The following is a 25,407-nucleotide window of genomic DNA, read 5'->3' as shown; positions in this document are numbered from 1 at the left end:
AGGGATAAATAAAAATATCACCAGAAGAATCTCTGGTAATATTGAGTTATTTATCATTTTTTAAAGTATTCTTGAACTTTTTGATATTAAGAATATCCTTGAATTTGTTAAAGAAGTTTTGGATGATTGAGAACACTTTTTTCTTAGTTTCATATCTATTTGATGAATTTGCTCCACGTGGAAATAATGGTGCTTTGATAGCTGAATCCAAGCCTTGTCCATCAAATTTTAAACTTCCACTTTCAAGTGAGTTAAGAATGTATTCTCTAGCTTGTTCAGCTTGAATGTTTTGGCTATTAATAATTGTGTTAATTTCTTGCCCAGCTCTTTGATGAACGAATTTTTCTCATTCTTCTCAAGTGTTAATTTCAATTTCATTTTCAGTAGCAGTATTTGAAATACCTTGAACATTGTATTGGTCAATGAATTCTAAAATAAGATCCTTTTTGCTTCTGAGAGAAGTACTTGATTGTGCAAGTTTGCCAACTTCTTTTTTAACTTTTTCAGTATCTGTTTTTTGAGCAAATCTAGTTGCGATTAATCTAATGATGTATTCAACATTAATTTCGTCTTGTTGAACTAATTCGATTTCAAAAACAATATCATTGATGATATTTTCTTTGTAAACGTCATTCTTTTCTTTGTCCTTAAATTCATTTCAAATATTTAAGTAGTGAGATTGATAATCTTGCAAGTCTCTGTCAGGAATAATTCTATTAGAATCTTGTTGGAATTCATCAAACACCATTAATGTATTCTTGCATTTTAAGATTTTTCCAAATAACTTAGCAAATTCTTTCTTCTTACTTTCAGGGAAGTATTCAATTCTTTGATCTAAATTCTCAAGTGGGAATTTTTCTTTTATTTCATTAACATAGTCAGTGTAACCCTTAACGTGTACACCTGTTTTCTCATTAGTTTCACCGTTTAAGTAGAAGTTATAATCTCTAAATAAAGCTGTATTAGAAGCTTCTTTATCGTTAAGAGCAAATAATGCAATAGCATCTTGAACTTCTTTTCTTAAATTTCTGAAGCAAACTATGTTTCCACATACTTTAACAGAGTTTAAAATTCTGTTTGTTCTTGAAAATGCTTGAATTAAACGGTGATATTCAAGTTTTCTATCAACTCATAAAGTATTTAATGTAGGTGAGTCAAATCCAGTTAAGAACATATCAACAACTATTAAGATATCAATATCTTTGTTTTTCATTCTTAATGAAACATCTTTATAGTAGTTAGCAAACCCTTCGGCACCATCTAATGAGAAGTTGGTTTTGAACATTTGATTATAATCATCCATAGCTTGTGCTAAGAATTCTTTATCAGTTGAATCATAAGTTACATTTGTAGGGATATCAATATCTTCTTCCTCAAAAACTCCTGATTCAGGATCTGGATTAGGTGCATATGTGAATATTGTTGCAATTCTTAAATTTCTATGTTGCTCTGCTAATTGTTTTTTGAATTCAAGGTAGTATTTTTTAGCCATCAAGATATTTTCAACTGTAAAAATAGAGTTGAAACCTTGAAGGTTTGTATCAACTTTTATTTCTTTAGCAGTGTTATCCTTGCTTTTAACCATTTCATCATAGTTAACTAATTTAGAAAATGAGTAACCATCTTTTGCTCTGGTTTTTCTATCAAAGTTTTCAAGAATGTACTTAACATTCATTGCGACTCTTTTGTCTGATTCCTTGATACTTTTCTTATCGATTCCATATATTTTCTTATCTTCAATACCAGAAGCAGATTTAAATGTATTCAAGAAATCAACTTTAAATTTAAGAACATTATGGTCTCTAATACCATCTAAAATTGTGTAAGTATGAAGTTGATCTTTGAATATATCAGTTGTTAGCATTTGACCATTTGTTGTATTTGCGTTTTCAACAAATATAGGTGTTCCAGTAAATCCAAATAAGAAGTATTTTTTGAACTTGTTAACAATTCTTTTATGCATCTTACCGAATTGTGAACGGTGACATTCATCAAAGATGAAGACAACTTTTTTATCATATATAGTTGATTTAGGTGTTTTTTCAATAAATTTTGAAAGTTTTTGAATTGTTGTGACTAAAATTTTAGATCTTTCATCTTCAACAGTTTCATTTTTAAGCACTTGACTTAAAATGTTTGTCGATTGTACACCTTTAACACTTCCTTTTTCAAAACGGTTATATTCATTAATTGTTTGGAAGTCTAAGTCTCTTCTATCTACAACGAAGATAACTTTTTCAATGTCATCTAATTCTTTTGCTAATTCAGCGGTCTTAAATGATGTAAGTGTCTTACCTGAACCGGTAGTATGTCATACATATCCAGTTGCATCTTTTTTACCTCAGTTGCCTAATGAAGACGTCATTTTAATTTTTGAAATGATTGCTTCAGTAGCTGCAATTTGGTATGGACGCATTACTAATAGTTGTTTATTTGAATCAAAGACACAATATTTAGTAAGAATATTTAATAATGTGTGTCTTGAAAAGAATGTTCTAGTAAAGTCAATAAGATCAGTTATTTTTCTATTCTTACCATCTGCTCAATATGATGTATATTGGAATGATTGTTTACTTTTCTTAACAGCTGAACCAGATTTGTTTGATGAAGTTTTTAAATCTCTAGTTGTATTTGAGTAGTATTTTGTTTCAGTTCCATTACTAATGACAAAGATTTGAATAAATTCAAAGAAACCTTCATCAGATCAGAAGCTTTCACTTTGGTATCTTTCAATTTGATTGAAAGCTTCTCTGATGTCTACACCTCTTCTCTTAAGTTCGACGTGAACCAAAGGAAGACCATTTACTAAAATAGTTACATCATATCTATTTTTGTATTTACCATGGTCAGCTTCATATTGATTAATTACTTGAAGTATGTTGCTTTGTGGATTTTTAAAGTCAATTAATCTAATGTTTTTAGTTTGGGATTCACCATTAGATAATTCTCTTCTAAGAGGAATAATGTTATTTTTTTGGATAATTTCAGTTTTTTCTTTAATACCCTTACCTTCTCCTGAAACTTCAGAAATAATATGTGTTCATTCATTATCTGTAAAAGTAACTTGATTTAATCTTTCAATTTGCTTTCTAAAGTTATTTTTAAGTTCTTCTGAATTTTTAATTTGAATATACTCATAACCTTGATTAGTTAGAAGATTAATAAACTCTTTTTCTAAATCGGCTTCTGACTGATAATTTGTAGGTCTTTGTCTTTGTTTTTCAAAATCAAACTCAGCAATAACTGTGTTTTCAGGAGTATGTAATATTGCGTGATTTTCTTTTGCCATAATAAATCCCCTTTATTTGTTGTTATATGTTGCTTGTATTAGTTTTATGCAGCTTAGATATAGGTATTAAAGTGTTAATTATTTTTATCTGATAATTTATCAAATATTAAATTTCTATAATATTCATATTGTTGTTGTCTTCTTGTTTCTTCAGCAGGAAGACCTACTTTTAAATTGTTGCACATAGTGTCAAAAGTATCTAGAATCTCAACTATTTTGTTTTGAGTTTCTAGTGATGGTAATTTGATTTTTAGTTTTCTTAAATCACTCAAGTTTATCGAAGATAATGTACCACTGTTAGCTAAATTCTTTAATTTTTGTTCATTATTTTTTAAGTAATAAAACACATATTTGTTATTTACAATTAATTCTTTCGGTTGTATTAAAGCAATACAACTATTGCTTAATCAGAATTTTTCCTCTATTAAATCAACATAACCCGTTGAACCAACTTTTGCAATAGTTATTGCATTTTCGCAATTGTAGTCATCTGTATACCCGAGAACGTTTTTACCACCATTAATAATTTTAAATTCTCCAAAACCAGGATTTTTTACAATGAATTCTCCTGTGTAAATTTTTTCAAATATATCATTAAGAGAAATTAAAATTGTGTTTCCGAATATATATTGAATTAACTTAATTAAACCTGTGGTTAAGTTATCTTCTCTCTCTCTCTCTCTCTCTCTCATTAATTTTTCAAATGAGTTAGTTTCAAGATATTCAAAGATTGAATCTCTATAAAATTCGTATTGCTGCTGTCTTTTAATTTCTTCTGCCGGAAGACCGATTTTAAGGTCTTTACAAATTGATTCAAAATTTTCTAGTGTTTTAACTATTTTATTTTGTATTTCCAGAGAAGGAACTTTTACTTCGATATCAAAGATATCTGAAGTATTTATATTTGGTTGTGAAGATTTTAAGTAAAACTGTTTAATTCAATTAGGGATTATATTATTTAGATAAAAGTAAATGAATTTTAGGTTAATAATATCTAATTGGGTTTCGATTTTTCCAACCCTTTGATTTATATAGCAGTTTAATTCTTCGCTTGAATAATAAGTTTTACCAATTGTATTTCCTGACATAGCTATTAATATGCAATTTTTATTAACTTTGTATTTAGATAAATCATTGTTAGGATATGAACTAAAATTAAATTTTTCAGCATTATTAATGTTTAAATTGTTGTTTTTGTCAATGTTTGCTATTTTTATGATTGATGTTGCAGGTTTGCTATCATCAAAATTTGTATTTGTTAGGAAGTTAAATCCATTTGTAAATTGAATTAGTTTAGATAATTTTAATGAAATAGTTTGATCAAAGATATATTGAATTAATTTAATTAAACCTGTGGTTAAGTTATCTTCTCTCTCTCTCTCTCTCATTAATTTTTCAAATGAGTTAGTTTCAAGATATTCAAAGATTGAATCTCTATAAAATTCGTATTGTTGTTGTCTTTTTATTTCTTCAGCAGGAAGCCCGATTTTAAGATCTTTACAAATTGATTCGAAATTTTCTAATATATGAACTATTCTAAATTGAGTTTCCAAAGTAGGAAAAGTTACTTTGACTTCAGCGACTTGATTCGACATTAATTTAGCATTTGAAGAAGTCTTGTTTACATATTTATCTAAATTAACTGATAAATAAAAGTATAGATATTTTGGAAGTATGATTGACTTATTTACATCAATTAAACCACAAACGTTTGTAATATTGAATTTACCTGATCTATAAAATACAGTTCCAGCATATGCTCCATCTGTAGTTCAAGAAACATATTCTCCATCAAATTTGTATTTGCTAATTTTTCCCAATTCTCCATTGTTTAGTGTTTGAGATGAGTAAACAGGATACTCTCCAGGATTTTGTTTGATGAAATCCTTGCTAATTACTTCACCTCTAAAAAATTTAGCTATTTTAGAAAGCTGAATAGTAATGTTTGTGTTGAAGATGTATTGAATCAACTTAATTAATCCTGTGGTTAAGTTATCTTCTCTCTCTCTCTCTCTCTCTCTCTCATTAATTTTTCAAATGAGTTAGTTTCAAGATATTCAAAGATTGAATCTCTATAAAATTCGTATTGTTGTTGTCTTTTTATTTCTTCTGCAGGGAGTCCGATTTTAAGATCTTTGCAAATAGCTTCAAAGTTATCAAGAACTTTGACTATTTTTTCTTGAGTGTTAAGATCTGGTAAACAAATTGTTAAATCTTCGATATCTTTTTTTGATATTGTATATCTTTGAGAGCCTTTTGCTTTTTTTGTAAAGTATTTTTTTGTTAAAGAAGAATTGATATAGTAGTTTAAAAATTTAGAAGTAACTAAATTGTTTTTAAACAATCTTATTCTACAAATGTGATAGCTATACAAACAATTTTCTAAATTTTCTAAGACCACAGCACTTTTTGCTATTTCAGCAATCGTTTCAGAAGAGGGTGTTATAAATATGTCGCCCTTTAAGATATTACATTTTTCAATTTCATTCTCACTTGCACTAACAATCATTCCGGGAATTGCTTTGTTTATTTCATTGTTGTTAAAAACGTCTAGATAATTTAGAATTGAAACTCTTTTTTCGTTTTCTAATATTTTTTTATCTATACCTGTGTTTGAGACTTCTGCGATTTCGCTTAATTTTTTGCTAAAAGAATTAATGTCATTTGACAAATTGTTATTTGATAACAATTTGTCTCTGTAGTATTCATACTGTGTGGATCTAGCTTTCAGCTCCGCTTTCAGCTTTTCTGCGTAACTAGAAAAGATATCTAATATATTTGCTATATGCTTTTGAGTTTCTAAGTTTGGAAAAGTTACTTTAACTTCAGAAATTTGACTTACTGTTAGTAATGGGTTTGGAGATGATTTATTTACATATTTATCTAAATTGACTGAAAGATAAAAGTAAAGATATTTAGGTAATAGAAGTGATTTATCAGTTTCTATTAATCCACAGTGAGAGGTGATATTAAATTTACCTGTTCTATAAAAGGCAGTCCCAGCATAAACTCCATCAGTTGTTCAAGAAACATATTCACCATCATATTTGTAAGTGTTTATTTTTCCAAACTCTCCATTGTTTGTTGTTTGAGATGAATAAACCGGATATTCACCAGGATTGTTTTCAATAAAGTTTTTAGTTATCGATTCACCTCTAAAAAATTTAGCTATTTTAGAAAGATGAATAGTAATTGTTGTGTTAAATATGAATTGAATAAGTTTAATTAAGTTCACTATTGTATCTTTGTCTGATATTTTTTCAGTTAACTCATCAAATGATTCTGATTCAAGATATTCAAAAATTAATTTTTCATATATCTTTAGTTGTTTTTGCTTTTCACTGTGGTCACTTGATAAATCCACTTCTAACTCATAACAAACTTTTTCAAGATTTTCAATAGTTTCAATTATTTTGTTTTGGCAATTTATTGAAGGAATTGTTATGTCTATATCTAAGACTTTCAGTAAATTAAAATCAATTAAATCACTTTTATCTTTAACTAATTTGTGAATTAAATTGCTTTTTGTTCTTAAAAAGTGGTGTAAATACTTATTTGTTAAAATACTTTTATCATTTGATTTGATAATTGCAGGATTTATATCTCCATCTTGAGAGATAAATTCACTAATTTCCAGTCTGTTTTCATCAATCAACAAAACTACATCAGATAGTTTTTTAACTTCGATTGATTTGAATTCATTTTTAGGAAGTAAATTATCAATAAAGTCTAAATTAAGTTTATTTTCACTCATTTTACCCTCCTTTAGTTTTATAAGTCTTCAAGACTTTTGTCTAATCTTTCAACAATTTCATCAATTTTTGCTCTAAGCACTACTTGCTCTGCAACAATTTCCTTGATTTCTTGATTTAACTTCTTAATATCAATAGCTTCTCTTGTGTCTTCTTTTTCAATATAAGTGTTTACAGAAAGACTATAATTATTCTTTGCTATATCTTCAGTTCTAACAATTTTAAGGACATTTACCTTATCTTCGTCTGAATTGTATAAATTGATAATGTTTTGAATGTTTTCATCTGTTAACTTGTTGTTATTTGTAATTTTAATAAACTCCTTACTTGCGTCAATGAATTTAACTTCATTGCTTGTTTTATTTTTCTTAATTACAAGGATGCAAGTTGAAATACTTGTTCCATAGAATAAGTTGTCTGGTAGCTGAATAATTGCATCAACAAAGTTGTTATCTACAAAGTATTTTCTGATTTTAGCTTCAGCTCCGGCACGATACATAATTCCAGGGAAACAAACAATTGCAGCTGTACCATCTGCTGAAAGTTTGTGAAGTGCATGTTGGACGAATGCTCAGTCAGCTTTAGATTTGGGAGCTAGCACACCGGCTGGTGCAAATCTAGGATCAGCAATTAATGTTGCATTAGCATCACCTTCCCATTTAATTGAGTAAGGTGGATTAGAAACGATTACATCAAATGGTTCTTCCTCATCTAAACCAGGATGAGTTAATGTGTCATCACAAACAATTTTGAACTTGCTGTAGTTAATATCATGTAAGAACATATTGATTCTACATAAGTTATAAGTAGAAACATTTTTTTCTTGTCCATAAAGACCTTCTTTAATATTGTCTTTCCCGAGCACTTTAATTGATTGAAGTAATAAAGAACCACTACCAGCACACATATCATAAACTTTTCTAACTTCAGTTCTATTTCCAAGAGCAAGTTTGAAAAGTAATTTACTTACTTCTTGTGGAGTAAAAAATTCACCACCTGATTTACCTGCGTTTTGAGCATACATAGAAATTAAAAACTCATATGCATCACCAAATAAGTCAATAGTGTTGTCTTCAAAGTTTCCGAGTTCCATTTTTTTAACACCTGTAAGAAGTGCTCTTAATGTAGCGTTACATTTTGCAACTGTGTTTCCTAATTTGTTGCTGTTAACATCAAAATCTTCGAAAAGTCCTTTAAGGTCACCTTCACTTGAACGGCCCTTTGCAGAATTTTCAATGTTTTTAAAGATATTTTCAAGTGTTTCATTTAAGTTTTCATCGTTGGTTGCATTAGCTTCAACATTTGTAAAAAGTTGTGATGGGTAAATGAAAAACCCTTTTGCAGAAATAATAGCTTCTTTGATGCTATCGGTAATTTCGTCATCACTTAAGGTTTCATAATTAAAATCTAAATCACCAGTTTCGTGTTGAATGGCATTTACATATCTTGTGATACTTTCTGAGATAAAACGATAAAAAAGTGTTCCAAGTACATAGTTTTTGAATTCTCATCCATCAACTTGACTTCTTAATTGATCAGCAATGTTTCAAATTGTTTTATGCAATTCAGCTCTTTGTATTTCTTTTGTATTGTCCATAAAAATCCCTTTCATTTACACCTAAATTGTCGTTATTTTAAATTATATTAAAATATTTTATATTTTAAGCTTGATATATGCTATTATGCTGTTGATTTTTTATTTAAAAAACTATTTAAAACTTAGTTAGTTCATATAACTATTTTTGATAATAAATTGATAATTTTTGCTATCTAAATTTATTCTAAAAAAAAAAAAAAAAACAAAGTAAATAGCCAAAATTACAAAAAAATAGATATGAGAAACTATTATTTCTAAATAATAAAAATATATTTTCTTATTAAAATTCATTTCTTAATTAAATATTCTATGTGCTACTAATTTAGCATTATTATCGTAAGTGTTGGAATGCAATGTTTTATTTAAAATTATCGATTTACATTAAAATCGACCTTAGTATGTAGTATAAAAAATGAATAAAAAGCTATGTTTCTGTAACATAGCAAACAAGATATCTTTCAGACTCAACTGTGTATCTAAACTATCAACCATACAAGCGACTCTGGTCTTCTAGTATTTCACATACCAAATGTTATTTTTTATATCACTATAAAAATTATTTATTAATGTATATTCAGATAATCTTGATAGTAAATACAAGCTATTATCATCCTAGCTTTTACTTTTTTCTCTGTTGAATAATTCGCCTATTTCAAATAAAGCTTCAGAAAGTGTTAATTCATTATTCTTATTATCATCTTTATTTTTTCTTAAAAGCGGTATGCTTATAAAATCTTCAGGTTTATCAAAGTGTCTATTAATTTCTTCAGAAGACATTTTAGTTAAGTCATTAGCAAAAGTAAAACCTGCTTTTTCCAATGAAAAGCCAAAATAGATTCTATATGGTAATTTGTATTTTCTAATAACGTAATCTATATTTAGATTTTTTGAAAATTCTGACATTAAATCTTTGTCAGGATAAAAGAATATATTGGATAAGTAATGCAATTTATAATAAATTCTTTTAATAGTATTATCTACAGTAATGTCATTAAAATTCTCAATAATATCCCCTTCATCTGTAATATCTCTTATAGAATGGATAATTGTACTTTTTAATTTATTCTCATTTGGATCTTTATATACTTCCTGTAAGGTATATTGATTTTTATTTAATGCTATTTGAGACATTATTTTATTTATCACAACTCATGATAGTTTTCTATTCAAATCAAATTGATTTTTCATATAGATTTCTTTAAATAATTTTTTTATCCATAATTTGAATAGAAGTTGTATCAACATATGAATCGTATTTTAATCCTGTATTTTCATCATTTGCTTGTATTAATACTTCTCCTAATTTAGGAACTTTATAGAAGAAAGGAGATTTTCATATATCAATTTTTGGTTGATTTTTCTTTTTCTTAATTGCAGTTCCTAAATTTAAATAACAAACTTTATGACCTATATAGAATGCTATAATGGGTCTGTTATTACTTCTTCATTCATCTTTATTATTTTTTGAAAATTTGCTCTTACTTCAATAGTGTCATAGTGATTTTCGTCATTATCATATGGAGATATTAAATTACCTTTATTATGAAAACAAGAACTAGGATTTTTTTATTGAATTTTGTTCTTTTTTTATTTCTGAAGATTAACATATAAAAATTATGATAAAAAAGCCATGTTTTCATCAAGAAAACACGCCCATACTATTCTGTTTCTGCGCACGGTCACCTGATATATAAACTATCAGCTCTACAAGCGACTCAAGCTTTCAAGTGTCTCATATATCAAATGTCAATTATCATTATAAAAGCTTTTTACAATTTTTCTGAAAAAATTTATAAAAATTTTTAATTTTTTAAAATCTAATATCAAAATATTTTAAAAATAATTATATTATTATTTCTATTATTCTTGATTTAGGAATATTATGGCCCAAAATTAATTTTTTTATCTTTTTTTATTTTAATGTTTCTCTAACCAAAAAAGTATAAAAAAATTACCAACTAAGTTGACAAATCAATATTTTTCCCATTAGAAACCATAAAATTTTAGTGTGTGGATTTTGATATCTTACTAAAACTTAATTTATGGATTTTTTCTATTATTTTATTGACTTATTTCCCTAATTTTAGCAACCTAAAAAAATATTGTAAAAAAGGTGATATAACTTTCTAAAAGTATTAAAATAGAAACATGCTACCAATTAAAAAGGCTATAAAAAAAATGACATATATGCAAATGCATACTTTTATATTTGCAATCTTTTTTTTATTAATTTCTGTAGTGTTTTTATCCCTTATAGGAATTAATCGTGGTCTATTTTTTGGGTATGCATTAGGTGGTCTACTAATTTATTTTTTATTTAAATTAAACTGACTTTTTGCGTATTTATTTCTAAGAAATAAAAAAACAAAATTGTATGCTTTATCGATTTTAAAATCAGTTTTATTTTTCTTATTTTTAGGTGCGATCGTGTACTTAATGTTTTTTATTAATACAGAGTACCTAAAACAAATGCAGATTACCGAATATTCAGTATTGCAAGTATTAGATCAACCATTCAATTTCTTTGCATTTGCTGGAGGAATATTAACTAATATTTTTGTGATTATCATCACAGAAATAGTTAATAAAAAAATAAGAAACTAAAAAGAAAGGAGATGAGCAGGATGGATACATTTTTAAAAGGTCTTTGAGTTTGAAATCAACCACAAATGTTATCGCTTGTAGTTACTGTTTTTATAGTACTAATTATTTGTTTAGTTGTTTATTTCAAAGTATCAAAAATTAAACCAAATGAAGCTCCGAAAGGTGTAGTACTCATTGCTGAAGGTTATGTTAAGTTCATTGACAAAACTTTTGATGATGCAACTGGTGGAACACAAGTGCAAAATTCAAGATACTATATTTTGACTTTAGCTACTTTTATTCTAATTGGTAACCTTACAGCTGTCTTTGGTTTAGAACCGATCGTAACATCTTATTCAGTTCCGTTAACATTAGCTTTAATGAGCTGACTTGGTATCTTTGTTTGTGGTGCAGTGTACCGTAAGTGAAGATATCTAAAATCATTTATCAACCCACTTGATTTACCTGGTAAAGTATCTCCTCTTATTTCTCTTAGTTTTCGTATTTATGGAAATGTTATAGGAGGATCTACAGTTATTTTCTTATTTTATTCATTCTGTGGGTGAATATGAACAAAAGTAACAGGGTCAAGTAATCAACAATTCTTCTTTGGATTGATTTTATCACCTGCATTACACTTTTATTTTGACTTATTCGGTTCTACCTTACAAGCTTATATATTTTCACTTTTAACACTTGTATACTGAACAATTGAGTCAACTGCAGAAGAAGTTAAACCTAAAAAACTTAAAAAAGGTAAATCAAAAATTGTAAGAAGTAACAAAAACCTTAATTCACAATTATCACAAGCAATTTATTAAATAGAAAAGAGGATTAATTATGATTGAAACAGTAACAAAATTTTTAGAAGAAACTGCAAATAACACTACTCAAGCAGCTGCACAAAATGGTGGAGACATCAAATCAGGTCTTGTTGCTATTGGTGCAGGATTAGCTGCAATCGGTGTTTTAGGAACAGGTATCGGACAAGGTTATGCTGCTGGTAAAGCTGCAGAAGCTGTTGGAAGAAATCCTGAAGCAGAATCAAAAATCCGTTTAATGTTAATTATCGGTGTTGGTATTGCTGAAACAGCTGCTATTTATGCATTTATTATTGCTTTATTATTAATGTTCATTAAATAATAACTATGGTTCAAAATTTAATTTATCTTAAGCAAGAATCATTGAATCAACAAGTCCAAGAAAAATTCAATGGACTATTCCCAAGTGTTCCAATGATGATTGCTACTATCATCGCTTTTTTAATTGTGTTTTTATTACTTACATACCTTTTATATAAACCAGTTAAAAAGATGATGAAAAATAGAACAAATTTCATCCAAGAAAATATCAACAATGCTATTAAACAAAAAGAAGACAGCTTACAAGTTTTAAACGATGCAAACGAAAAACTTAAAGAAGCTCACAAGCAAGCAGATAGCATTGTTAACAAAGCAAAAATAAAAGCTGGTGAAGTTTCTAAAACTTATATTGACAAAGCAAAAGCAGAATCATATAGATTACTTGAAGAAACTAACCAAGATATAGCGTTGCAAAAGAAAGAATTTGATGCTAATGCTAAAAAATATGTAATCCAAGTAGCTACAGAATTAGCAGAGAAAATCTTACGTAAAGAAATTTCTCCACAAACTCAAGATGAAATTATTAAAAACTATCTTGAATCAAGTGAGTAATTAACTTTTACAGCTATATAAATAATATAAAAGTAAAATAGCAAAACTTTTAAGATTTTATTATGTACAAAAAAAGAAATACATCTGCATATGCAGTAGCAATTTATGACTTGGTCAAAAAACAAGATAAATTTAAATTAATTCAACCTCAATTTGAGGCTGTTAAAGATTTAATTGACACAATTCCAGGTTTTATCGAATATTTAGGAAACGACTTAATTCCTGAAGCTGAAAGATTCAAAACAATTGATATGGCTTTTGATAAAAATCAATTTGACTATATTGTAATTAACTCAATTAAAGTTATAGTTCAAAGAAAAATGGTGTCTCAATTAAAAAACATCATCATTGAATATTTAAAATTATCAAATGATGCATTAAGAATTCGTTATGTAGTAGTTGAATCAGCTTTTCCATTAAGTGATGAGCAACTTCAACAAATCAACGACAAACTTCAAAAAGTTACAAGACGTACAATTGAAATTCACAATGTAATTAACCCAAATATTATTAGTGGATTTAGAATTGTGTCTAAAACTGAAGTTATTGAAATGAACATACTACACGACTTAAACAAAATCAAAAACGAAATTATTTTTAAACAAAAAGAAAAGGAGGTGTAATTTATGGCTATCAAATTAGATGATATTTCTGCAATCATTAAAGAAAGAATTCAAAACATTGGTAAAGTAGCTGACAGATCAGAAATTGGTCAAGTTATCTCAATTGGTGATGGTATTGCTGTTGTATCAGGTCTTCAAAAGGTTAAAAACGCCGAAATCGTAGTTTTTGACAACGGTGTTTATGGACTTGCTTTAAACCTTGAAGAAGAAACAGTTGGAGTTGCTTTATTTGGTGATGCTAACTCTGTTTCTGAAGGAGACATTGTTAAAAGAACAGGTCAAGTTATTGACGTAAATGTTGGTGATGCTCTTTTAGGTAGAGTTGTTAACGCTCTTGGAGAACCAATTGATGGTAAAGGTAAAATTCAAGGAACAATTAAAAGTGAAATCTTCAAAATTGCTCCTGGTGTTATGACTAGAGAAGAAGTTAACCAACCACTTGAAACAGGTATTATTGCGATTGACTCTATGATTCCAATCGGTAAAGGTCAAAGAGAGCTTATCATCGGTGACCGTCAAACTGGTAAAACGGCTATGGCTATTGATGCTATCATCAACCAAAAAGGTAAAAACGTTAAGTGTGTTTACGTAGCAATTGGACAAAAGAACTCAACAGTTGCCCAAATTGTTAACAAACTTAATGAATTTGGTGCGCTTGATTACACAGCAGTAGTTGTTGCAGGAGCTTCAGAATTAGCTCCACAACAATACATTGCTCCATATACAGGAGTTACTATTGCAGAATACTGAATGTCTCAAGGACAAGACGTATTAATTGTTTATGATGATTTATCAAAACACGCAGTTGCATATAGAACGCTTTCACTTCTTTTAAGAAGACCACCTGGTCGTGAAGCTTACCCTGGAGACGTTTTCTACTTACACTCTCAACTTTTAGAGCGTGCAGCTAGACTTAACAAAGAAAATGGTGGAGGTTCAATTACTGCTCTTCCAATCATTGAAACTCAACAAGGGGATATTTCAGCTTACATTCCAACTAACGTAATTTCAATTACAGATGGTCAAATTTTCACAAAAGAATCACTATTTAACTCAGGACAAAGACCTGCTGTTGATATTGGTTTCTCAGTTTCTCGTGTTGGTTCAGCTGTGCAAATTAAAGCTATGAAACAAGTTGTTGGTTCACTTAAACTTGAACTTGCTCAATACAACGAAATGTTAGCTTTTGCTCAATTTGGTTCAGACCTTGATGAATCAACTAAATCAATTTTAGAACATGGTGCTAAAGTATATGAACTTTTAAAACAAGAACAATACTTTGCGATTCCACAAGTTACACAAGCTATTATTCTTTTAGGAGTTAAAGAAAGAATTATTAACCCACTTCCAAAAGAATACATCAAAGAATACAGAGATAACGTTATTGCATTTGTAAACAAAACAGCTGAAGGTATGGAACTTTTCTCAAACATTGCTTCAAAAGGTTTATTCACACCTGAAGACTACCAAACAACAGAAAAAGTATTAGTTAAGATAGTACAAAACATCATCGCTACAATTCCTAACTATGATCCTAAGTTGCATAAAGCATTTCCTAAAAAATACAATGACTTACTTAAATAATTAAAATGGCAAACTTAAATTCAATTAAAAATAGAATTAATGTAATTAACAATACCAAAAAGATTACTAATGCTATGCAATTAGTATCAACTGCTAAATTACGTAGAATTAGAAATGAATTTGAAAGTATTGAAACGTATTTAAATTCACTAAACGAAATGTTTAGAGAATTAGCATCACACGTTGAACCAAGAGAGTTTTACTCAATTTTCCCTAAAAACACTAATGTTGATTCTGATTTACACATCATCATCACATCTGATTTAGGATTATGTGGTTCATACAATACTAATATTGTTAAATTACTTAAAGAAACTCTTAAACCAAGCGACAAAATCATTGTGCTTGGAGGAAAAGGACTTGCTCTATTACATTCATTTAAATATGATGAACAAGTCATTTCTAAATACACAGAACTAGGAGATAAAATCTCTTATGAACTTAGTTCTGTTGTATCTAAAAAAGCTTTTGAAGAATATTCAAACAAAAGAGTTGCTAACATTTACATCTATTACACAGAATTTATTAACAACATTACACAGGAAGCTAAAAAACTTAAACTCTTCCCACTAGACATTGAATCTGAAAATGCTAGTGTGCAAGCTAAAAACACAATTGAATTTGAGCCTAACTCAGAAGTGGTGCTTAAAAACTCAATTCCACTTTACTTAGCAAGTATGGTTTATGGACTTGCCACAGGTTCAAAAGTTTCAGAAATTGCTTCAAGACGTAATGCTATGGAAAATGCTACAAATAATGCAACAGACTTAGTTGATGAGTTAAGATTACAATTTAACAGAAAACGTCAAGGTAACATAACTCAAGAAATCAATGAAATTGTAGCTGGTGCAGATGCTACTTAATTAAAATAAGGAGGAATGAATGGCAAAAAACAAAGGAATTATCGTTCAAATCTTAGGTCCAGTTGTGGACGTTAGATTTGAAGAAGGAAAATTACCTCGCTTACTTAATGCTGTTGAATTAGAACATGATGGAAAAGTTTACACATTCGAAGTTGCTCAACACATTGGGGATGATACAGCTCGTACAATCTCAATGGTTTCTACAAATGGACTTCAAAGAGGAATGGTTGTAACTGACACAGGTGCACCAATTTCTGTACCTGTAGGAAACGTTGTTTTAGGTAGAATGTTTGACGTTTTAGGGAACCCAATTGACAACTTGCCTTTACCAAAAGAAATTGAAAGAGATCCTATCCACGCACCAGCGCCTTCTTATGAAGAACAAAAAACTTCATCAGAAGTTCTTGAAACAGGAATTAAAGTTATTGACTTACTTATTCCTTATGCAAAGGGTGGAAAAATTGGTCTTTTTGGTGGAGCTGGAGTTGGTAAAACAGTTCTTGTTCAAGAACTTATTAACAACATAGCTACAGAGCACAATGGACTTTCAGTATTTGCTGGAGTTGGAGAAAGAACACGTGAAGGAAATGACCTTTACTATGAAATGAAAGCTGCAGGAGTTTTAGATAAAACTGCACTTGTATTTGGACAAATGAACGAACCACCTGGGGCACGTATGAGAGTTGCTCTTACAGGTCTTACAATGGCTGAGTACTTTAGAGATAAACAAAATCAAGACGTACTTTTATTCATTGACAACATCTTTAGATTTACACAAGCTGGTTCAGAGGTTTCTGCACTTTTAGGACGTATGCCATCAGCTGTTGGTTACCAACCAACACTTGCTACAGAAATGGGTGCGCTTCAAGAAAGAATTACTTCAACACGTAGAGGTTCAATTACATCAGTTCAAGCTGTTTATGTGCCTGCTGATGACTTAACTGATCCAGCACCTGCTACAACTTTCACTCACTTAGATGCTAAAACAGTTCTTGACCGTGGAACAGCAGCACTTGGAATTTATCCAGCTATTGACCCACTTAACTCTTCATCAAGATTACTTGATCCATTAATTGTTGGATATGAGCACTACGAAACAGCTCAAGAAGTTGTTGCAATCTTACAAAGATTTAAAGAACTTCAAGATATTATTGCGATCTTAGGTATGGGTGAATTATCTGAAGAAGATAAGAAAATAGTTAACAGAGCAAGAAGAATTAGACAATTCTTATCTCAACCTTTCACAGTTGCTGAAAAATTCAGTGGTATTAAAGGTAGATATGTTCCATTATCTGAAACAATTAGAAGTTTCAAAGTTATTCTTTCAGGTGAATTAGATAACCTTCCAGAAGAAATGTTCAGATATGCTGGAAGCATTGATGATGTTATTGAACGTTACAAAAAATATCAAGAAGAAAATAACATTTCAACTGAATCGTCAACAGATAAAAAATAATGAATAATACAACTCATTTATTAATCACAGTACCATCAGGTGTATTTTATGAAGGTGATGTAAACATTGTTACATTAAAAACAGCATCAGGTTACATCGGGCTTCAAGCTAATAGAACACCACTTTTCTCAAACATTGAAATTTGCAACTTATCAATTAAACCTGAAAATGGCGAAGAAATTCGTTGCTACATCGGTGGTGGTCTTGTATATGCTGATGAGAAAAAAGTATCAATCATAACAGATGACATTATCAATGTTAAAAACATTGATGTCCAAAGAGCGCTTCGTGACCGTGATAAACTTATTAAACAAATCGAAGAGGCTTCACACAATGATTCAGTAAACAAAACAAAATTAGAGTCTAAACTTAAAAAAGCTCTTTTTAAAATTGATGCATACAATTTATTCAATAAATAATATTCGCAACCTTTTAGGTTGCTTTTATTATGCACTTGATGTAAAAAAAGAAAACAAAAAAAGTTGCTATTAACAACTTTCTTTCATATGGGGCGAACGACGGGATTCGAACCCGCGCATGATGGGACCACAACCCACTGTGTTAACCACTTCACCACGTTCGCCATAAGTAAAACTATTATACCACTATTTTAAGCATCTAGTAAACAATTTAATTAATTTTTAGACCTTATTTTAAGGTATTAAAATCTATTTTCAACATTATAAAAATGATATAAAATTTATTTTATTTAAGGAGTATATTATTATGACTGAAAGAGATAAATACATAGACTTATTAGTAAAAATTGTTGATGCATTCGGTGGGCTTGACAATATTACTTCATTCAATAATTCAGCATCACAATTAAGATATGATGTTAAAAATGTTTCATTAGTTTCAAAAGCAGAATTTGAACAATTAGGTGCTACATCAGTTAAAATTTTCGAAGCACAAAAACACATTCAAGTTGAATTACCAAATGCAGAAGCTTTAAATGCACTTATCAAAATTAACAAAGACTTAATTTCGACAATGTGTAAATCAGTTGAAGTTTCAACTGTTTCAACATCAAATAATGCTACAGCATCTACTCAAGCAATTTCAGAATTAGAAATCTTAGCACCTGCTTCAGGACACATTGTTTCACTTGAATCATTAAATGATGGTGTATTTTCAAATGATTTAGTTGGAAAAGGATTTGCAATCAAATTAGATGGAACATCAGGTAAAATTCTTGCTCCATTTGATGGAAAAATAACAATGCAACCAGCAAGTAAATCACAAGTTATCTTATCTAACAGATCATTAGACGTTGAAGCTGTTATTGTTTTTGGTTTAAACTCATACAAATTAAATGGAATTGGTATGGATGCTAAAGTTTCATTAAACCAAGAAGTTAAATCTGGAGATGAATTAATTGTTTTAGATTTAAACAGATTCAAAGCAGAAAACATTGATCAAGAAATTATTTTTGCATTAACAACTGATTCAAAATTACAAAACTTTAAAAACTTAGAACACAAAAACATCAAACATTCAGAAGTTATTGCTAAATTAGTTTAATCTTTAGATTAAACAGAGTTGTAAATCAGAGCAGAAAAAATCTGTTCTTTTTTATTTATTAAAAAAATATTTTTCTGGTGATATATATTACAAAAAAGTTTTATAATAAAAGTACCTCATTATTTTGATACTTAATGAGGTAACCTGGAATTAGAAAATATAAACTCTTTAATAGCATGTTTTTCCGGGATACAAGCACCATTTAAATGGTGCTTTTCTTTTTTGTATTACAATTTTATATTATGAGTAAAAGTAAGAATACCAAAGGACATAGATGATTTAGTCACACAGAATTATTGACAGGTTTTATAGATCTGAAAACTCGAGAAATTCACAAAGTCTTAATTTCAAATTCACTTTTAAAAAAGTTTGCTAAATCAAATTCAAATTCAAATATTAAGGATAATTTTTCATCATTTTCTGATAGTGATTTTACTGATAAGGAAATTTTTGAGAATGTTCAAGAATTATTCAATAGCAAGCAGACTGAAGTGGATTTTTCGACTTTGTATCAAAACTCAAACAATGAAGAAAAAACTAAATATGAAATATATACTGATGCCATTGAAAAATTAGCTATTGAAAAAATAACTGATGTTACAAAAGAAACAAATTTTAAAGGTAAAATGCCAGAATACTTATTTAAAGCTATATGTTTCACAGATTCGAAAGTAAAGAATTGAGAAAAGTTTAATATTGAAGACATATTGAAAAAAGATAAGGATTTCATAAAAAATAAAAAAGTTGCTGAGTTTTTGAAAAAATTCTTTGAAAAAGGAAAAGATAACTTTGTAAATTATCCTGCTAAAAATCACAAATATTTCAATTGTGAAAAATTTGAACAAGATAATCCTGTATTATGATTTATATATTACTTCTTGAAACTAATATTTCGCGATGAATCACTTGTGAAAATATTCAATGAGAGTGAGATGCAAAGATTATGATGATATATTATTTGTGGCAATAAAACAGAAGATTATCCTAATTCACTTACATTTATTCTTGCAAATTACTATCATTTTTATGCTGAAACATCTTTATATCTTAAGGCATTAGAAATTTCTGATTTTAATCACATAGACTCAACTGAAGGAACATTTTCAGATAAAAAGTTTATGGTTGATTTAGATAACGTAAATATATTGAAGCCATTTATTTATGATTTCAAGACGTATTCTGATTCTAACTATCTAAAAAGTGACCGAAATATTCATCAATTATGTTGGTATATTTACATTCTTATTAATAATAAAACCAACAAATATAATTCATTAATTGAAAGTATTGAATTTAAAACTGAGAAACCTGCTGAAACAAATGCTATTGTTTGTGATCATCAGTTACCTGCTGAAAGCAATAATGCTCAAGTCAAAAAACAGATCTCTGTTGAAACTAATCTTATGAATGCAGTTGCAAATAAAATCATTGCTGAAAGAAAAAATGCGAAGGGTAGAGCTGCATGAATTTCCTTAGGAGCTATATTAACATTAATTTTGGTAGGAATTCTTCTTGGTATTCTAAAAGTGGGTGGATTAATGTAACTAGGTTGATAAAAGTAAGATAGAAAATCTAAAAAAACTGTTTTTCTACCTTATTTCAGTTCAATATGGCCGGTGGATTTGTTTTTATGAAAAGTATATTAAAATTCCTATCGCTTGAGCAGTGATAGGAATTTTTAATAATTATTAATTTTAGTTTTTTGATTCTTGTTCTAAAATTGATTTTTGTTTATTGAAACGACCTAAGAATTTTTGGATTTTTGGTCTAATGTAACTTACAAATTTTGGTGTAACAAAGTATAAACATAAAGCGTATAAGATTACACAAACACCAAATACGACAGTTACATCATAAGGGAATAATAGTCATTTTGGTTGTCAACTAGCTTCAGCTTTCGCTGTTCCTTCGTTAACATTAATCATTCTAGGAACTCAAAATAGTGTGATTATAATCCCAATAATGAATACATAGTTAACAAGTCTTCAAACACTCATTTTTTCTTTTAAAACAACAAAGAAACCAAATGATAAAACTAAAATTGGAAAGAAAATTGATGCTAATATACGTGCATAAAGAGGTATATTATAAACAGAATTTGGAACGATTCTATCTCAAGGGATGATGTTTCCACTTGTTAAAATCATTGCAGCTGCTAAAACTCAAAATATTACTAAAAATGATATGTATCAACCGTTAATTGGTTTTCTAACTTTCTTTTCGTTTTTGTTTTCTTGTTTTTTATTATTCACGAGAATCTCTCAATCTCATCATTTTTAGGACAAATTCTGCAACAGGCATTGTTGTTGTTTCTTGTTTACCATATTCACGGTATGAAACAGTTTCATTTAATCTTTCAGCTTCTCCAACAATAATTTGAAATTTAGATTTTGACATTTGTGCTTCACGTACTTTTTTACCTAAACGTTCTTCACGGTCGTCTAATTTAGATCTAAAGTCTGCATTGAATAATAATTGGTTGATGTCTGATGCGTATTTCACATCTTCTGGATTATTTGTAGCAGGAATAACTGTGAATTGTTTTGGTGCCAATCAGAATGGAAGCACACCTTTTGTTTGTTCTAAAAGAATTGAAACAAAACGTTCATATGTTCCAATAAGACCTCTGTGGATCATAACTGGACGTTCTTCTTGATTGTCTTTGTTTGTGTATGTAATATCAAATCTTTCAGGTAATAAGAAGTCAAGTTGTAATGTAGAAACTGTGATTTCGTGCCCTAAAGCTGTAAAGATTTGAATATCCATTTTAGGTCCATAGAAAGCAGCTTCTCCTATTTTTTCTTCGTATTTAACGCCTAATTCATTAAGAACTTTTCTAAGTTCATTTTCAGCTTCATTTCACATCTTGTCATCTGAATAGTACTTATCTGTATTTTCAGGATCTCTTAAACTTAAAGAAACATAACTAATTTGAATTTTAAAGATTTCTAATGTTTCTTTAATTAATTGATACATTGATTTGAATTCTTGAGCAATTTGATCTTTTCTAACAAATAAGTGCCCTTCTGTTAAAAGCATTCCTCTAACACGTTCAAGACCTGTAAGAGCACCTGATTTTTCATATCTGTAAAGTTGTGATTGTTCTGAATATCTAATTGGTAAGTCGCGGTATGAACGTTTTTCTGTGTTGTAGCAAATAATGTGGTGAGGACAAGTCATTGGACGTGCAATTAACCTTTCGTTCTCAAGCACAACTGGTTTAAACATATCATCTTTGTAGTGAGCTAAGTGTCCTGAAATTTTGTAAAGTTCTTCTTCACCAAAGTGTGGTGTTAAAACTTCTGTGAAACCATATTTTCTGTCCATTTTAAGAACAAGGTTTCTGATTTCATTGTGAATGTACATTCCATCTTCTAATCAGAATGGCAATCCTTGACCACCTAATTTGTTGAATGTGAATAATTTCATTTCTTTACCAATTTTACGGTGGTCTCTTTCTTTTCTATCTTTAAGGATTTCTAAGTATTCTTCAAGTTCTGCTGCTGTGTCTCAAGATGTTCCATAAATTCTTGTTAATTGGATGTTATCTGAAATTCCTCTTCAGTATGCACCAGCTAAGTTAAGTAATTTAAAGTGTTTAATGTGTTTTGTGTCTTCAACGTGTCCACCAGCACATAAGTCAACAAAGATTGTTTCATTACTTAAAGGATCTACAAGAGCATAGAATGTAACTTCTTTACCTGCTGCTACTAATTCATCATAAAGTTCTTTTTTGTAAGGTTTACCTTCAAATGAATATTCATCAATTGAAACTTGCTTCATAACTAAATTTCTTGAAGCAAGTTTTTTCATAAACTTTTCAATTTTAGGTAATTCTGTTTCTGAAAGTGGTTCAGCAAATTCAAAGTCATAGTAAAAACCTTCTTCAGTAGCTGGACCAAATCCTAATTTAACATTTGGATAAAGTTTTTCAACAGCTGCACCAAGTAAGTGACTTGTTGTATGGTTAAGTTTTTTATTAGCTTTCATATTAATTTACCTCTTATTTATCATTTTTGGGTTTTGTCAATGAGGAATAGAGTCCCATTTTTTTCATTAACTTGTTTAAATTATAATCTGCGATTTTAGAAGCTCTAATTGCACCTTCATCAGTTATTTTGTCAACTTCTTTTAAAGCTGCATTGTATTTTGATTGAATATCAATTAAAAGATTTTTAACTGATGTAGCAACTGCTTCTTTGAATTCTTTATAGTTTTTATCTTTAAATAATTCTTCTGCTTGTTCAAGTGTTATGTTGTTTAATGAAGCATAGATATTAAGTAAGTTTAAGATACCAGGTTTATCATTCGAAATATATACTTTACCTTCTGAATCAGTAACTGCTTTCATAATCTTGTTATAAGCTTGCTGTGGGTCTTCAAGTAAGTAAATGGTTGATTTGGTACCGTGTTCACTTTTTGACATTTTAGCAGTAGGATCAGTAAGTGATTTAATTCTTGCTCCAACTTTAGGAACAACTCCGTTAGGAATTGTGAAGTTAGCATTGTATTTTGAATTAAATCTTTCAGCAATGTTTCTGGTTAATTCAAGGTGCTGAGTTTGATCTTCTCCAATGGGAACCACATCAGGGTTGTATAAAAGAATATCGGCAGCCATTAATACTGGATACATTAAAAGACCAGTAGGTATTTTAGAAGTCCCGTTAGCTTGTTTGATTTGTTGTGACTTATCTTTGAATTGGGTCATTCTTTGCAATTCGCCAATTGTCGTTTCTGATGTACAAAGTCAATTCATCATTCCGTGTGCACTAACTTGTGATTGATAGAAAATTGTTACATTTTCTGGATTAAGTCCACAAGCTAAATAAAGTGCAACAATGGTTTTTCTTGCTTTTTTAAGTTCAACTGGATCGACACCCCCAGTTGTAAGTGCGTGTAAGTCAGCTACAAAAATGTATGATTCATAATCGTTCTGCATTTGCACAAAGTTTCTAATTGCACCAATGTAATTACCTAATGTTAAATCACCAGTTGGTTTTATTCCACTTAATAATTTTTGTTTCATAACACTCCTTAACTAATTAATAAAGTTATTTATTAATTATATTGTTTTTTAAATAATGTATATTCATTTTGTTGATTGATTTTATAAATGCAAATAGCCGAATTAATCAAACAAAATTAATTAATAAATTAAGCAAAAAGAAGCAAAATAAAAAATCTTTTTAAATAGGTTATATAGAGCTAAATAATAATTCATTATTTATAAAATAATGATAGAATAAATAAGCATAAAACAGCAGTTTATTATGACTTTTAAATAAATTTAACATGACTATAACATTGCAAGTAGATTAGCTGATTTAATCCAAAGCATTAAGTTAAATTTAACTAGTTAGAAATAAACCCTCTAAGTTATGCAGAAAGAGGTAAAAATACTATGTCAAGATACACAGGACCTGTATTTAAAAAGTCACGTCGTTTAGGATTCTCTATCTTAGAATCAGGTAAAGAATTCGCTAAAGGTAAAAAGAGAACTTATGCTCCAGGACAACACGGAAACAAACGTGTTAAATTATCTGAATACGGATTACACTTATACGAAAAACAAAAAGTTAAACACTTATTTGGTTTAAATGAAAAACAATTAAGAAGAGTTTTTGAAAAAGCTGTTAAAGCTAAAGGGATTACAGGGACAAACTTACTTCAATTATTAGAAGTTCGTTTAGACAACTTAGTTTATAGAGCAGGATTTGCTACAACAAGAAGACAAGCTCGTCAACTTGTTAACCACGGACACTTTGTTGTTGATGGTAAAAAAGCAAACATCCCTTCTATGTCAATCTCATTAGGTTCAGAAATTACTCTTAAAGAAAAATCAAGAGACAACAAACAAATTCTTGAAGCTATGGAACAAAAAGCTGCTTCAGCTTGAATGACAAGAAAAGACTTTTCAGTTAAATTAGACCGTTTACCAGAACGTAACGAAATTCACTCAGAAATCAAGGATGCTTTAATCGTTGAGTTCTACTCAAAATAGTAATTAGGAATATTAGGAGTTTTATTTATGAAAAAAGATATTCACTTACCATACCACGAAGTAAACGTTACTTGTTCAACTTGCCACAAAGTGTTCCAATTCAAATCAGTTAAACCAAACTTTACAGTAGACGTATGTTCAGGATGCCACCCAGTTTACACAGGGTCAAGAGCACAAGTTAAAGCGACAGGTAGAATCGACAGATTCAACAAAAGACTTGAAAAAATGAACAGTAAATAATTATTGTTTCATTTATACATCTAACTCAAATTACTTTATGTAGTTTGGGTTTTTCTTTTTCACCTAGGAACAAGGCAATTTAGTTTATTTAATAAATTAAATAACTTAATAATAAAATTTCACTTTTATACATAAATTATTATAATCCTGAGTTTCCAAGTTAAAAAGGGTTAAAAAACGAAAACACCTATAAATAAGGCG

General features: G+C 29.0%; 21 protein-coding genes and 1 tRNA gene. 13 read left to right on the top strand and 9 right to left on the bottom strand.

What is annotated here, in order from left to right:
• Positions 1-46: 46 nt before the first annotated feature.
• The 5 genes from VBM86_RS02145 to VBM86_RS02125 form a co-directional block, all read right to left on the bottom strand.
• Positions 47-3,289, bottom strand: coding sequence for a type I restriction endonuclease subunit R (locus VBM86_RS02145; protein WP_323189720.1), 3,243 nt, complete (start codon positions 3,287-3,289; stop codon positions 47-49).
• Between the two features lie 74 nt (positions 3,290-3,363).
• Positions 3,364-5,259 carry a restriction endonuclease subunit S gene (locus tag VBM86_RS02140; protein WP_323189719.1) on the bottom strand — a complete coding sequence of 632 codons (1,896 nt, stop codon included), beginning with the start codon at positions 5,257-5,259 and terminating at the stop codon, positions 3,364-3,366.
• A 17-nt stretch (positions 5,260-5,276) separates the two neighbouring features.
• A complete protein-coding gene (locus VBM86_RS02135) occupies positions 5,277-7,043 on the bottom strand; it encodes a restriction endonuclease subunit S (RefSeq protein WP_323189718.1) in 1,767 nt (588 codons plus the stop codon).
• Positions 7,044-7,060: 17 nt separating this feature from the next.
• Positions 7,061-8,638 carry a type I restriction-modification system subunit M gene (locus VBM86_RS02130; RefSeq protein WP_323189717.1) on the bottom strand — a complete coding sequence of 526 codons (1,578 nt, stop codon included), beginning with the start codon at positions 8,636-8,638 and terminating at the stop codon, positions 7,061-7,063.
• A 612-nt stretch (positions 8,639-9,250) separates the two neighbouring features.
• On the bottom strand, positions 9,251-9,826 hold the full coding sequence (locus VBM86_RS02125) for a hypothetical protein (RefSeq protein WP_323189716.1): 576 nt from the start codon (positions 9,824-9,826) through the stop codon (positions 9,251-9,253).
• Positions 9,827-10,786: 960 nt separating this feature from the next.
• Here VBM86_RS02125 and VBM86_RS02120 point away from each other — a divergent pair.
• The 9 genes from VBM86_RS02120 to atpC all read left to right on the top strand — a co-directional run bounded on the left by VBM86_RS02120 (position 10,787) and on the right by atpC (position 17,860).
• Positions 10,787-11,242, top strand: coding sequence for a hypothetical protein (locus VBM86_RS02120; RefSeq protein ID WP_323189715.1), 456 nt, complete (start codon positions 10,787-10,789; stop codon positions 11,240-11,242).
• Positions 11,243-11,262: 20 nt separating this feature from the next.
• On the top strand, positions 11,263-12,042 hold the full coding sequence (locus VBM86_RS02115; RefSeq protein ID WP_257088739.1) for a F0F1 ATP synthase subunit A: 780 nt from the start codon (positions 11,263-11,265) through the stop codon (positions 12,040-12,042).
• Between the two features lie 19 nt (positions 12,043-12,061).
• Positions 12,062-12,364, top strand: a complete 303-nt coding sequence (atpE, locus tag VBM86_RS02110; RefSeq protein ID WP_257088737.1) for an ATP synthase F0 subunit C — start codon at positions 12,062-12,064, stop codon at positions 12,362-12,364.
• A 5-nt stretch (positions 12,365-12,369) separates the two neighbouring features.
• On the top strand, positions 12,370-12,915 hold the full coding sequence (gene atpF, locus VBM86_RS02105; RefSeq protein WP_323189714.1) for a F0F1 ATP synthase subunit B: 546 nt from the start codon (positions 12,370-12,372) through the stop codon (positions 12,913-12,915).
• A 62-nt stretch (positions 12,916-12,977) separates the two neighbouring features.
• Positions 12,978-13,538 (top strand): ATP synthase F1 subunit delta, encoded by a 561-nt coding sequence (gene atpH / locus VBM86_RS02100; RefSeq protein ID WP_257088733.1) that lies wholly within the window; start codon positions 12,978-12,980, stop codon positions 13,536-13,538.
• Between the two features lie 3 nt (positions 13,539-13,541).
• On the top strand, positions 13,542-15,122 hold the full coding sequence (atpA, locus tag VBM86_RS02095) for a F0F1 ATP synthase subunit alpha (RefSeq protein WP_323176568.1): 1,581 nt from the start codon (positions 13,542-13,544) through the stop codon (positions 15,120-15,122).
• A 5-nt stretch (positions 15,123-15,127) separates the two neighbouring features.
• Positions 15,128-15,985 carry an ATP synthase F1 subunit gamma gene (atpG, locus tag VBM86_RS02090; RefSeq protein WP_323189713.1) on the top strand — a complete coding sequence of 286 codons (858 nt, stop codon included), beginning with the start codon at positions 15,128-15,130 and terminating at the stop codon, positions 15,983-15,985.
• Between the two features lie 19 nt (positions 15,986-16,004).
• Complete coding sequence (gene atpD / locus VBM86_RS02085) at positions 16,005-17,441, top strand: F0F1 ATP synthase subunit beta (protein ID WP_323189712.1); 1,437 nt, start codon at positions 16,005-16,007, stop codon at positions 17,439-17,441.
• Positions 17,441-17,860 carry an ATP synthase F1 subunit epsilon gene (gene atpC, locus VBM86_RS02080; protein ID WP_257088725.1) on the top strand — a complete coding sequence of 140 codons (420 nt, stop codon included), beginning with the start codon at positions 17,441-17,443 and terminating at the stop codon, positions 17,858-17,860. Before atpD ends, atpC begins: the two co-directional genes overlap by 1 nt.
• 88 nt (positions 17,861-17,948) lie before the next feature.
• Here atpC and VBM86_RS02075 read toward each other — a convergent pair.
• Positions 17,949-18,024 (bottom strand) — tRNA-His (locus VBM86_RS02075).
• A 143-nt stretch (positions 18,025-18,167) separates the two neighbouring features.
• On the opposite strand from VBM86_RS02075, the gene VBM86_RS02070 reads away from it, so the two are divergent.
• Positions 18,168-18,965 carry a PTS glucose transporter subunit IIA gene (locus tag VBM86_RS02070; RefSeq protein ID WP_323189711.1) on the top strand — a complete coding sequence of 266 codons (798 nt, stop codon included), beginning with the start codon at positions 18,168-18,170 and terminating at the stop codon, positions 18,963-18,965.
• Positions 18,966-19,207: 242 nt separating this feature from the next.
• A complete protein-coding gene (locus VBM86_RS02065) occupies positions 19,208-20,509 on the top strand; it encodes a hypothetical protein (RefSeq protein WP_323189710.1) in 1,302 nt (433 codons plus the stop codon).
• Positions 20,510-20,659: 150 nt separating this feature from the next.
• Here the strand turns inward: VBM86_RS02065 and VBM86_RS02060 are convergent, their stop codons facing one another.
• The 3 genes from VBM86_RS02060 to trpS are packed head-to-tail and all read right to left on the bottom strand — an operon-like array spanning position 20,660 to position 23,991.
• The gene (locus VBM86_RS02060) at positions 20,660-21,217 is read right to left on the bottom strand and encodes a hypothetical protein (protein WP_323189709.1); all 558 of its coding nucleotides are present in this window, start codon (positions 21,215-21,217) and stop codon (positions 20,660-20,662) included.
• Complete coding sequence (thrS, locus tag VBM86_RS02055) at positions 21,210-22,955, bottom strand: threonine--tRNA ligase (protein ID WP_323189708.1); 1,746 nt, start codon at positions 22,953-22,955, stop codon at positions 21,210-21,212. Before thrS ends, VBM86_RS02060 begins: the two co-directional genes overlap by 8 nt.
• A 13-nt stretch (positions 22,956-22,968) precedes the next feature.
• A complete protein-coding gene (gene trpS / locus VBM86_RS02050; protein WP_323189707.1) occupies positions 22,969-23,991 on the bottom strand; it encodes a tryptophan--tRNA ligase in 1,023 nt (340 codons plus the stop codon).
• A gap of 375 nt (positions 23,992-24,366) precedes the next feature.
• On the opposite strand from trpS, the gene rpsD reads away from it, so the two are divergent.
• Both rpsD and rpmE read left to right on the top strand, forming a co-directional pair.
• A complete protein-coding gene (gene rpsD / locus VBM86_RS02045) occupies positions 24,367-24,966 on the top strand; it encodes a 30S ribosomal protein S4 (protein WP_323189706.1) in 600 nt (199 codons plus the stop codon).
• 27 nt (positions 24,967-24,993) lie between these two features.
• Positions 24,994-25,206: a 50S ribosomal protein L31 gene (rpmE, locus tag VBM86_RS02040; protein WP_323176577.1), complete on the top strand. Its 213-nt coding sequence runs from the start codon at positions 24,994-24,996 to the stop codon at positions 25,204-25,206.
• The last annotated feature ends 201 nt before the right edge of the window (positions 25,207-25,407 follow it).

Origin of the sequence: Mycoplasma sp. 21DD0573, assembly GCF_034863425.1 — a bacterium.
Taxonomy (GTDB): domain Bacteria; phylum Bacillota_I; class Bacilli_A; order Mycoplasmatales; family Metamycoplasmataceae; genus Mycoplasmopsis.
Note: the sequence above shows the minus strand (reverse complement) of the source record. Positions and strands in the feature narration are given on the sequence as shown.